Source organism: Gilliamella sp. W8126 (assembly GCF_016102185.1).
Lineage (GTDB): Bacteria > Pseudomonadota > Gammaproteobacteria > Enterobacterales > Orbaceae > Gilliamella > Gilliamella apis_A.
In genome coordinates this window covers 26,506-38,575 of the sequence record NZ_JACFPE010000008.1, presented here as the reverse complement: position 1 = coordinate 38,575, position 12,070 = coordinate 26,506, and the positions used below count along the sequence as shown (strand labels likewise).

Sequence of the window (12,070 nt, the reverse complement as noted above, 5' to 3'; positions counted from 1 at the left end):
AGTTATCTAAACTGTTATGCACGAGGATGATGTTTGCTGTGCAATTGTTTTAATCTTTCTGTTGCAACATGTGTATAAATTTGTGTAGTTGATAAACTACTGTGCCCCAGTAACATTTGTACTACTCGTAAATCGGCGCCATGATTAAGCAGATGCGTTGCAAAGGCGTGCCTAAGTACATGAGGTGAAAGGGCTTCGATATTAATGCCGGTTAGTATGGCATAATATTTGATTCTATGCCAGAATGTCTGTCGTGTCATTTTCTTGCCTAAACGACTTGGAAAAAGCACATCAACTGGGCCATTTTTTAGTAGATCATTGCGCGCATATTTGAAATAGTATTCAAGCCAATAGATTGCTTCTTCACCTAAAGGAACTAAACGTTCTTTATTGCCTTTGCCTACAACTCGTACTACTCCTTGCCTTAGGCTGACGTCACTAATTTCTAAGTTAACTAATTCTGAAACTCGTAATCCTGTAGCATAAAGCACTTCTAACATAGCTTTATCTCTCAGCTCAATTGGATCATCAATACTTGGTGATTCTAGTAGGGCATCAACCTGTAATTCAGTTAAGTCTTTAGGTAATTTTTTGGATAATTTAGGTGATGACAATATAGCTGATGGATCATCGGTACGATAGTTTTCTTGATATAGATATTGGAAGAAACGTTTAGTCGCACTCAATAAACGTGCCGAACTACTCGCTTTATAACCATCTTTAACTCGTTGTAGTAAAAATTCTTGTAAGTTAATGGATTGTGCTGTGAGAAAATTAACTTGTTGTAATTGTAGTGATTGGCTTAGTGCAAGAAGATCAAGTTTGTAAGATTCAATCGTGTTTTCAGCAAGATTTCGTTCTAACCAAATTGAGTCTAGAAATTGTTCAATTAATATTTTATTTTGTGATGATATATCTTTATCAGACATTAAAAGCCAACTCATTTTTAATAGTTGTTAACATTATATACTAACTGTCAATAACTTGAAGTTGTCACATTATTATTGTGTTTGGAATGCATAAAAACGAAACGTTTAATTAATGAAAAAATTAACTTTAGTTGATATTGAAATAATATTTTGTATCTTTTCTATAGCCTACTATATACTGAATTATCTGTTATTTTTTATAATAAGTTATGTTAAAACGAAATATTAATCTTTTTATTGCGTTATATGCTTTTTTTATTATTGGTCTTGAAACTTATATTTATTGGCATACAAAGCTGAGACCGTGGCAACCAAGTACTCCAACTGGGCGAATAATATTTTACTACAGTTTTTTTACAGTACTTTCTAATCTAATGTTGGCATTTAGTTGCCTATGCTTAACTTTCAATCCTAACTGTAATCGATATAGTTTCAAGGTGATACGCTTGAATGGTTTAGTCGGGGTGATTATAACCGCGATAGTTTATAACTTAATTTTAAGGGGAATACATAAACCACCTAATACGTTATTACAATTTGCCAATGAAAGTTTACATGTGATTCTACCGATTATTGGCGTATTAAGTTGGTTAGTTTGGGGACCATTTCGACGTATTCAATTTAATGTCATTGTTGGCTCGTTTTTGTCGATGTTAATTTATGGTATTTATATTTTTATACGAGGTTATCTTACTAATCAATATCCATATCCTTTTATTAATGTGGTTAGGGTTGGATATATTAAAGCGCTATATGCTGCAGGATCGGTTTTTGTGCTGTTTTTAGGGCTGGCTCTTTTGTTATGGGCCATTGATTGTTTTAGGAGAAGAATATGAAATTGTATATTTATGAACATTGTCCTTTTTGTGTACGGGCAAGAATGATTTTTGGTTTAAAAAATATTTCAGTTGAACAGCATGTCTTTCTCAGTGATGACGTTAAATCACCAACAAGTATGATTGGTGAAAAAATGGTGCCGATCTTACAAAAGGAAGATGGCAGCTATATGCCAGAAAGTCTTGATATTGTTGCTTATGTTGATAGTAATTACGGTGAAAGCCCTGTCTTAATTGGAGCTAAAAATCCAGAAATAGAAGCATTAATTAAACAATTTCAACAATATGATTATAAGTTAGAGTGTCTTCGATATGTAAAATTAGGCTTGGCTGAATTTGCCACTCAAGCTGCTATTGATAATTTTATTACTAATAAGAGTAAAAAATTGGGTTCGTTTGCTGATTGTCTTGCAGAAACTGAAACATTAATTGCTAAGATATCTGATTTATTAAATCAGCTTGAACCATTAATTGTGACGTCGAATGCATGTAATGGCACATTATCTTGGGATGATATATGTTTATTCCCGATATTACGTAATCTAACCTGTGTTAAGGGTCTTATTTTTCCTACTAAAATTAAAGCCTATTTAGAGTCAATGTCTGAGCTAAGTAAGGTAAATCTGTTTTTTGATCAGGCGGTTTAATAAAAAGTAGAATTCAATTGCATGTGGGGCTGATGATTAGCTGATATGCAAATTGTTCATTAATAAGAAGAGTACAAGAAAAATAGGATAAAACTTGTACTCTTATCTGTTATTAAAGTTATTTATATAAATCTCTACAAAAACGATTAATTACTTAATTTAAGATCAATAATTTCAAGCTTGTCTTTTCCACCATATACATCGTACCAAGGGGTTGCATATTGTTTTAAAATCTTATTAAGTTGTTCAACATTTTCACGTCCGATGGTATCAAGCCAACGTTTTAAACCGTCTTTACCATTTTTTGCATATGCCTCAATCCCTTCAAACCAAGTAGCTCGACCACCTAGAATACCGCTATATTTGGCACCATGCTCACCGGCAAAAATGAGTTCTTCATGGAAAGTTTTGGTTGGTACGCCTGCACTTAAATAGATGAAAGGACGAGTGGCAACATCACTTGCTTGTTTGAAATAATCGGCTGCTTCTTGTTGTGAATAAACTACTGGATTACTATCGTTAAATCCTGCAACGTTTTTGAATAATACTGGCACTTCAACTTTAAGTATATCAATGTAATAGTGATCTTTAGTAAATTCTTCAATTGTCTTGATAACTTTTTGTGGTTTTATTTTTGCGAATTCAGGGCTTTTATCATCAGTTACCACGTTATCATAAACAATAGGTTCAACAAATACCGGAATATCGGCCGCCCTCGCTTCATTGCCTAAACGTTCTAAAAAGGCGTGTTTTTTATCTAAAATATCTTGCGGATCGTCAGGATTATAATAGACCAGTACTTTCGCTGCATCAGCACCTTTTTGAATTAGGCGTTGAAGTGAATCTTCCGGTAAAATATCTGGTAAACGTCCTGGTGTATTGGCATCGTATCCAGTTTTTTCATAAGACATAATTAAACCAGCATTTTTATTTTTTGCTGCCATGCCTTTAAAACCGAGTTCTTCATCCAGTAAAATGGCACTAACATATTTGGTTAATTCCTGAGAAACAAGCTCTTTAAATTCATACACCATATCAATATTATAACGTTCTTGACCTACAGCATTTTGCATCATTTTTACCATTGAACCACGTTGATCGATTGCTAATGCTGCAATTACGCCATCCTGGTTAGATAATTGTTGCATACGGTTGAATTTTCCACGAGAAATGCGTTTTGTTGCCATTTTAAAACTCTCCATTTAATAAGATTTTTTCATTGTAGGTTTTTATTTGACCAATTATTAATCATTTAGTGCTAGTTTTAATTTTGTGTAAACTTTTTGATATTTTCTTTTAAATGGCAATTTGTTCCGGTATATTAGTACAGATTAATAGACTGTTTGTAAAAAAATATTTACAGGGATGATTATGCCAGATTCAGCAATAGTTACAAATATGCGAACATTAAATAATCAAGATTATAAAACGTTAGCCCTATCAGCATTAGGTGGTGCATTAGAATTTTATGATTTTATTATATTTGTCTTTTTTTCAATTACGATAAGCCATCTATTTTTTCCGGATGATATGCCTGCATGGTTAAGTCAAGTTCAAACTTTTGGCATATTTGCTGCTGGTTATTTGATTCGTCCTTTTGGTGGTATTGTGATGGCTCACTTTGGTGATATGTTTGGTCGCAAAAGAATGTTTACACTTAGTATTCTATTAATGGCGTTACCAACATTATTTATTGGTTGTTTGCCTACTTATGCCAATATCGGTATTTTTGCACCATTATTACTCTTAATGATGCGATTATGCCAGGGGCTCGCGGTAGGTGGTGAAGTGCCTGGGGCGTGGACATTTGTTGCTGAACATGTACCTAAAAACAAAATTGGCCTAGCCTGTGGTATTTTAACTAGTGGTTTAAGTTTAGGTATTTTGCTGGGGTCATTAGTATCAACCATAATGAGTAAAAGTGTATCAATAGAACAAATGAATGATTGGGGCTGGCGAATTCCATTCATTATTGGTGGTATCTTTGGTTTAATTGCCATGTATCTTCGCCGTTGGTTAAAAGAGACACCTATTTTTCTAGAAATTCAAAAACGTAAGAATGAAGAATTATCTAAAAAATTACCTGTGATAACCGTTTTAACTCAGTATTTACCACAAACTATTTTATCAATGTTACTAACTTGGGTGTTATCTGCCGGTATTATGGTGATAATGTTAATGACTCCAATTTTATTACAAAAGCAATTTGGTTTTTCGGCAATTGACGCTTTACAAGGTAATATATTAGCTATCATTGGACTTATCATTAGTTGTACGTTTTATGGCATGATGATGGATAAATTTGCAATGGGCAAAGTGCTGGTTATTGGTTGTAGTATTGCTGCTATCATGATTGCTATATTTTATTTATCATTAGAAAACGCGAATCTTCTCTTTATCACTTATTTCTTAGCCGGTTTTAGTGTCGGAATTGTTGGCTCTTTTGCTTATTTTATGGTTAAGGTATTCCCAACTCAGGTTCGCTATAGTGGTGTATCTTTTTCATTTAATATGGCTTACGCTATTGCTGGTGGTTTAACCCCATTACTGATCTCATTTTTTAGTGATTTTGTTAGTAAAATGGCACCGGCCATTTATGTGGTTGGATTATTTGTATTAGGCGCATTAATCGGACTGTTCTTATTAGTTAATAACAATAGCCAAAAATATGTGGCAAAAGATATTGCTTAACTTCTGATAGGAAAAGAAAAATTTTGAGGAACAGTTTTTTTATGTTCCTCAAAAATCATATTTAGACTATTTCACTGATTTTTGCCAAGCTCAACTGTTCGTATTACACCAGCTTTAACACTGCGCTGTAATCCTGCTGCGAAGTCACTGTTATTAAGTTCATACAAACTGTGTATACCCACCCCAGCAGGTGAATTATTTATATCGAGCAATTGTCTTGGATGTTTTTGGCTCAATTGCAGCATTGAGGCTGCACCGTGCAAATTTTCAAGTGCAATTCGTTTGGCTATGTCTCGGGGTAAGCCCACTAAAACACCTGCATCAACAAGAGATTCGTAAAAATAATATATATAATTAGGTCCTGCAACCGCATAACCAGTAAAAATATCTAGTAGTGATTCATCAATATATTCTAGTTTCCCAAAGCTATTGAAAAATTGAGTAACAGATTTCTGTTTTGCAACTGCCTGCTCATTAACATCGGTAGCAATACCGGAATAACCAAAACCGGTATCGGTGAGTGTATTGGGAATCGTTCTAATAACAGGGATATCGACTTTTAATGATGCTTTTATTTGCGCAATTGTGACTCCAGCAATAATTGAAATGATAATGGTATTTCTGTTATTAGTGCCAAATTGTTGAACAATGTCACTCCACGAATCTTGAGGTCGCACCCCTAACACAATAATATCTGTATTGACTATTTTGCCAGTAGGTGTAACTCCATAAGTTAATTGTAAATAGTCTAAACGAGATTTAACAATATCGTTCACTAAGATATTTTCTGGCTCATACGCTTTATTTTTTATTAATGCTCTAATAATCGCTTCCGACATATGGCCACTGCCTATAAATAAAATTTTACTCATATTTATCGGTTCCTGTTTATAATTGGCTAAAAATCATAACAACACCATATGTTTCACTAGCTGGTACGACAATAGTGTTATTTTGTAAATCAAATTTTATTTTCCCACTCTCAAGGGCTTGTTGAGTTTGTGATAATGATTTGGTTGTAAAACCTAAAGCAACTTTACGATCTTGGTCATTGTTCGCTTTGCTTAAGGATGAGCCAAAAAGACGCTGTGTTGCGCTTGGTGTAAGGTAATCGATATATTTGTCATCCGCTTTTAGCCGAACGCCTCCGTCGACATCGATAATTTTTGCCGACGGAAATGTTTTTTCAAGTAACTTAATTGAGGAAAGGGGATTTTGAGCTTCAATGATAACTTGATTAATATTGATTACCCCATTTGGATGGTTTTGCCATTCTTTACGCCACACTAATTCTGGTGTTAATTGGTCACAAAAAAAGATTTGTCCATTTGGTGTATAAGTAGGATCAAGTCTGACAGTTTTGAAACAAGCATCAGCTAATGTGCCATCATTTAATTCGACTGGTCTATAAAAGGATCGCGGTTCTTCACCCTCAACTTTTATACCATTATTAACGAGTTGTTGATAAAGCTCATCGGCATTTGAGGTTTTAAAGACCAAGCCAGTTAGTCCATTAGCAAACCGCCAACTTTTATCAACTTTAATGGCATTTTGCGCTTCAAAACCTAAAAGTTCAAGATAGGTAGTCGAAAAAATGGCTAAATTGTTACTGGTGCCTAACGAATGGTGTCCTCGTGGGGTGATGGTAAAACCCAGCTTTTGATATTGAAAATTTGCTTTATTAAGCTGATCTGATACGGTGATTACAACATGATCAATTTGTGGGGTAAGTGTTGTCATTATATTCACTCCTTAAATATGAATAGCAGGGGACATATCAATTAGTCGAGGTGGATTCCAACCTTTTCCTGGTACCGCAGCCAATAAATTTTTGGTGTAAGGTTGCGATGGATTTAAAAAGACTTGTGATGCGATACCTTGCTCAACAATTTTGCCTGATTTCATTACCAGAATATGATCACAAATTTGTGCAGCAACTCGCAGATCATGGGTAATAAATAGCACTGTTAAGCCAAGTTTTTTACGTAATTCGCTTAATAGTTCCAGTACTTGTGCTTGTACTGAAACATCAAGTGCTGACACAGGTTCATCGGCAATCAATATTTTAGGTTCCAATGCGAGTGCTCGAGCAAGTCCTATTCGTTGTCGTTGTCCTCCTGAAAACTCATGAGGGTAACGGTTTAACGCTTCACTTTCTAAGCCAACCATGTTGAATAACTCTTTTGCTTTCTTTATTGCGTCTTGTTTGGTTATTCCGTGCAGTATTGGCCCAATAGTAACTTGGTCACCGACTTTTCGACGAGGATTTAATGATGCATAAGGATCTTGGAATACCATCTGGATATGACGTGCATAGTGTTTAAGTTTATTACCTTTTAAGTTACTAATATCTTCTTTTTCAAAGTGGATTTGACCACTATCTATTTCCAATAATTTAATGATACATCTGGCTAATGTTGATTTACCTGAACCACTCTCGCCAACAATTCCCAACGTACTACCTTTATGTAACTTAAAACTCACATCATTCACAGCATAGGTTGTGCGCCGATTTTTTTTGAAAAAACTACTTTTGTGATAAACCTTTGAAAGATTATTTACTTCTAGAATAATTTCCTTGTTAATAAGACGAACATCTCCTGGAGTAAGTGGTGGAACTGCAGCAATTAATCTTTGTGTATAATGATGGTTGGGATGATTTAATAGTTCCTCCGCAACGCCTTGCTCAACAATCTGTCCTTGTTGCATAACCGCAACGCGAGTTGCAATATCGGCGACTACACCAAAATCATGAGTAATAAATAAGACCGCTGTTCCTTTACGTGATTGTAATTCGCTAATCAGTTTTAAAATGCAAGCTTGAGTTGTAACATCTAAAGCAGTTGTTGGTTCATCGGCAATTAAAATAGCCGGTTCTAATGCTAAGGCCATGGCAATCATAGCTCGTTGACGTTGTCCTCCAGAAAGCTGGTGAGGATAAGCATTAGCAACCGATATAGGATTTGGCATTTGCACATCTGTTAACAAGGATATAACTTTCTGATTAATATCTTTTTTACTTAAATTAGTATGTATGGTAAACATTTCACTAATTTGGTTAGCGATGGTTTTTAATGGATTTAATGCTGTCATGGGATCTTGAAATACCATGCCGATATGTGCACCACGGATTTTACGCATTTGTTCGTCATTATAGGTGAGTAAATTATTGCCATCGAAATCGATTTCACCTTGAGAAGCCGTAACCCCATCAGGTAATAGTCCCATGATTGCATTAGATAATAAAGATTTACCCGACCCACTTTCACCGACGATACATAGTATTTCATTAGCATAAAGATCTAGTGATACATCATTAACAGCATATTTTCGATCCGAACCTTGAGGTAAAGTTATGGTTAAATTTTTAATAGATAGTTTTTTTTGATTCATCTCTTTTTTAACCTCGGGTTGAGTGCATCATTTATTCCTTGTCCTACTAATGACGTCGATAAAACAGTTAATAATATTGCTATTCCCGGAATAGCTGAAACATACCATTGTTGACGTAATACCAGACGCCCATTCCCAACTAGATTTCCCCATGAGGAAATATTCGGATCAGAAAGATTTAAAAAGGCAAGTGCACTTTCCATTAATATCGAAGTAGATAAAATAACACTGGCATACATAATTACCGGTGGTAATGCATTAGGTAAGATTTCTTTAAACATAAGTCTAGTTGAACTCATACCAATAGTTTTACCAGCTTGGACAAATTCACGATTGCGTAATGATAAAAATTCGGCTCGAGTTAGTCTTGCAACAGGTGGCCAAGAAACCACGCCAATTGCAATCACTACAATATTTATGGTTGAACCAAATATCGCCACTGCAACTAACAAAAGTAAAAAATTTGGTAAAATTTGGAATGCTTCTGTCAGGCGCATAAGTATGTCATCAACCCATCGGCCATAGAACCCAGCGATGGCGCCAATGATCACCCCGATAACCATTGCTATCAATGTAGAGATAAGCCCAATAATAAGCGATACCTTAGCACCATGAAAAAGTTGTGCGGCAATATTGCGTCCTGCTTGATCGGTTCCTAGGATAAATTTAGGATTGGAAAATGGCCATTGTAAAGGACGGCCAGCTAAACGAAGTGGGTTACCCGGAAAAACCCAATCGGCAGCTAAGGCAATGATAATAATTAATACCAGTAAAATTGTGCCAATTCTAGCGATTGGACTGCGGAAATAATCTTTTAATATCGCCATTATTAATGTCCTGTAATTCGTGGATCAAGTTTGGCATAAAGCATATCGACAATAAAATTAATAAAAATAACTAATATTGCAGAAATAAATACTACGCCGAGTAACGTATTTAGATCTCGCTGTACAACAGAATCATAGGCTAGGCGGCCTAATCCTGGGATGGCAAAAATTGTCTCAATGACAACTGAACCACCTAACATGGTCCCAGCTTGTAAGCCGATTAAGGTTATCATTGGTAACATTGCATTACGTAAAACGTGATTGACTAATATTTTGCGACTGCTTAATCCTTTGGCTTTAGCCGTTTTAACAAAATCTAGAGTAGATACCTCAAGTAGGGATGCACGCATGATGCGCAAATAGATTGCTAGATAAACTAAAGCTAAAGTTATTGTTGGTAGAATTAAATACCATGCAATATCAAGTATTGCTGAAAATCCAGTTAAGGATTGCTCTATACTGCCAAATCCACTAGGAGGTAACCAATTTAAATAAATTGAAAAGAAAACTATCCCCATTAATGCTAACCAAAAGGATGGAGTGGAATAAAAAATCAGTCCTAATATAGAAATCAAAGTATCAGGCCAACGATTGACTTTTTGGGCAGATAAAATGCCAAGAATTGTGCCACAGGTAAACGCTAATGACATTGCGCTGATCATTAATAATAATGTAGCAGGTAAGCGTTCTAAAATCATATGGCTTACCGGCTTGTTATAGATTGCAGATTGACCTAAATCTAAATGAACTAATCGCCATAAATAGTTTAGCAATCGAGAGCTTGTGGATTGATCTAGTTCATAATAATGACGCATTTCGTCAATTACACTCGATTCGGCGCCACCAATTTGGGCTAACAATGCATCGACTGTATCACCAGGTGCTAATTGCAATAACAAAAATAGTGTGATTAGAATGATAACCAATGCTGGTATAGTGGTTATCAGTCGTCTAAGTGCAAGAGTAAGTATATGCGTCATCATTTCACCTCAATTTAATGTTCTATCCATATATCAAACCAGCTACTTGATGGCCAACGTGCGGTATTGTGATGATTGTGTACTTTAGTATTCACAACCGAGATGAATTCTCGTTCAGTAGCAAACCACAGAGGCAGTTCAGCATTTATGATATCGACCAACTGAGTATAAAGCGCTTTACGTTTGGTTGGATCTATTTCAGTTGCAGCATTATCAATTAATTGGTCGACGGTATCAGATTTCCAACCATATTGATTGGTCCAAGGTGCACCATCAGGGCTACCTGAACGCAGCCAAACTGTTGTTGATACTGCAGGATCACCTCTATATTGATGCCAACCCGTTGCAATATCAAAATCGTGGAGTTTATAAACAGCATTTAAAGCACCTGCGGTATCGAGATTGACGATAACTACGTTAATGCCAATTTCAGCTAAAGATTGTTGAATGAAAGTTGCAAAAAGTGGGACATCTTCACCATTATTGATATGTACTAATTTTAAAGTAAAACGATTACCATCAGATTTTCGTTTATAGCCGGCTTCATCTAATAATTGTTCGGCTTTCTCTCTATCAAAAGGGTAAACGATTTTACTGTTTATGGGATAAAAGGTATTTGATGAAGGAATAATTCCTGTTGCTGGTTTTCCAAAACCATATAAGAAATCTTCAGTAAAAAAAGAGATATCAAGCGATTGGACAATTGCTTTGCGAACATTTAAGTTAGCAATGATAGGATTACGGAAGTTAAATTCTAAAGTGTTATTAAAAATATTAGCTTGTGAGCCCTTAGTTAGTACTGCAAATTTTTCGTTTTGCTTGAATCGATTAATATCGGCAAGACTTAGTTTTGAGTAGGCACTTAAATCAATTTGTCCACTTTCTAATGCAGCAGATGCTGAAGAATTATCATCAATAATACGCCAAATTATCTTGTCTAAATAAGGATAACCTTTTCGCCAGTAGTCCGTATTACGTTCAACAATAATATGTTGGCCTCGCTGATATTCAACAAATTTAAAAGGTCCTGTCCCAATTGGTGCCGTATTATAAGGATTATTTAGGACGTCAGTTCCTTCATATAAATGTTTGGGTACCACATAGCCAAGATCGACGAGTGCTCTTAATAGTAAATCTAACGGCATTGGACGAGAATAATTGAAGACTACAGTATAGTCATCAGGGGTATCGACAGAAGTTAAATTAAGTTGCAATGCAGTTGAAAAATTTAATCTTTTCTTCCAAAATTCCAGCGCATTATATTTTACATCCTGTGATGTAAATGATTTGCCGTCGTGCCATTTAACGCCTTCACGTAATTTAAATGTTATTGTTTTTCCATCCGGCGATGATGTCCATGATGTAGCAAGGACGGGAATAATTTGCCCATTTTGATCAAGATCTACCAGTGATTCAACTACTTTTCCTGATACTTCATATACACCAGTTGAAGCGCGTAGAGCTGGATTGAGAATCCTTTGTTCACCTGAGTAATGAACAACTAGTGTTCCACCATATTGTGGTGTTTTTTCATCAGCCAGTGAATAAAATGGTAACAAAATTGAGAATAAACCTATAAAAAAAGTTTTTTTAATATTAAATAAATCCATGTGTGCTCCTTACAATAGTTGCTACCATATTTTGAATATTTCAAAGTATGAAAAATTTCTAGAATTCCACTATAAAAATTTTAAGGAAAGATGAGAAATGCCGATATCGAATATTTATATTACTTTTAGTTATATATTTAGATTATCTGTTTAATAT

General features: G+C 35.1%; 11 protein-coding genes. 3 read left to right on the top strand and 8 right to left on the bottom strand.

Features of this window, described 5'->3' with window-relative positions; all coding sequences use genetic code 11:
* Positions 1-14: 14 nt before the first annotated feature.
* Positions 15-929 carry a site-specific tyrosine recombinase XerD gene (xerD, locus tag H3S74_RS11375; RefSeq protein WP_198247908.1) on the bottom strand — a complete coding sequence of 305 codons (915 nt, stop codon included), beginning with the start codon at positions 927-929 and terminating at the stop codon, positions 15-17.
* Positions 930-1,138: 209 nt separating this feature from the next.
* On the opposite strand from xerD, the gene H3S74_RS11370 reads away from it, so the two are divergent.
* Both H3S74_RS11370 and grxB read left to right on the top strand, forming a co-directional pair.
* Positions 1,139-1,765, top strand: a complete 627-nt coding sequence (locus H3S74_RS11370; protein WP_198201436.1) for a Pr6Pr family membrane protein — start codon at positions 1,139-1,141, stop codon at positions 1,763-1,765.
* Positions 1,762-2,412, top strand: a complete 651-nt coding sequence (grxB, locus tag H3S74_RS11365) for a glutaredoxin 2 (protein ID WP_198247907.1) — start codon at positions 1,762-1,764, stop codon at positions 2,410-2,412. Before H3S74_RS11370 ends, grxB begins: the two co-directional genes overlap by 4 nt.
* Before the next feature lie 146 nt (positions 2,413-2,558).
* Here the strand turns inward: grxB and H3S74_RS11360 are convergent, their stop codons facing one another.
* Entirely contained in the window at positions 2,559-3,599 is a 1,041-nt protein-coding gene (locus H3S74_RS11360; protein ID WP_198201434.1) for a tagatose 1,6-diphosphate aldolase, read from the bottom strand.
* A gap of 184 nt (positions 3,600-3,783) precedes the next feature.
* On the opposite strand from H3S74_RS11360, the gene H3S74_RS11355 reads away from it, so the two are divergent.
* A complete protein-coding gene (locus H3S74_RS11355; RefSeq protein ID WP_198222093.1) occupies positions 3,784-5,103 on the top strand; it encodes an MFS transporter in 1,320 nt (439 codons plus the stop codon).
* Between the two features lie 71 nt (positions 5,104-5,174).
* Here the strand turns inward: H3S74_RS11355 and H3S74_RS11350 are convergent, their stop codons facing one another.
* The 6 genes from H3S74_RS11350 to H3S74_RS11325 are packed head-to-tail and all read right to left on the bottom strand — an operon-like array spanning position 5,175 to position 11,913.
* The gene (locus tag H3S74_RS11350; RefSeq protein ID WP_198247906.1) at positions 5,175-5,975 is read right to left on the bottom strand and encodes a pyrroline-5-carboxylate reductase; all 801 of its coding nucleotides are present in this window, start codon (positions 5,973-5,975) and stop codon (positions 5,175-5,177) included.
* A 16-nt stretch (positions 5,976-5,991) separates the two neighbouring features.
* Positions 5,992-6,843 (bottom strand): VOC family protein, encoded by an 852-nt coding sequence (locus tag H3S74_RS11345; protein ID WP_198247905.1) that lies wholly within the window; start codon positions 6,841-6,843, stop codon positions 5,992-5,994.
* Positions 6,844-6,855: 12 nt separating this feature from the next.
* Entirely contained in the window at positions 6,856-8,496 is a 1,641-nt protein-coding gene (locus tag H3S74_RS11340; protein ID WP_198247904.1) for an ABC transporter ATP-binding protein, read from the bottom strand.
* Positions 8,493-9,323 carry an ABC transporter permease gene (locus H3S74_RS11335; protein ID WP_198247903.1) on the bottom strand — a complete coding sequence of 277 codons (831 nt, stop codon included), beginning with the start codon at positions 9,321-9,323 and terminating at the stop codon, positions 8,493-8,495. Before H3S74_RS11335 ends, H3S74_RS11340 begins: the two co-directional genes overlap by 4 nt.
* Positions 9,324-9,325: 2 nt before the next feature.
* Positions 9,326-10,303, bottom strand: a complete 978-nt coding sequence (locus H3S74_RS11330) for an ABC transporter permease (RefSeq protein WP_198222099.1) — start codon at positions 10,301-10,303, stop codon at positions 9,326-9,328.
* A gap of 14 nt (positions 10,304-10,317) precedes the next feature.
* Complete coding sequence (locus H3S74_RS11325) at positions 10,318-11,913, bottom strand: ABC transporter substrate-binding protein (protein WP_198247902.1); 1,596 nt, start codon at positions 11,911-11,913, stop codon at positions 10,318-10,320.
* Positions 11,914-12,070: the final 157 nt, after the last annotated feature.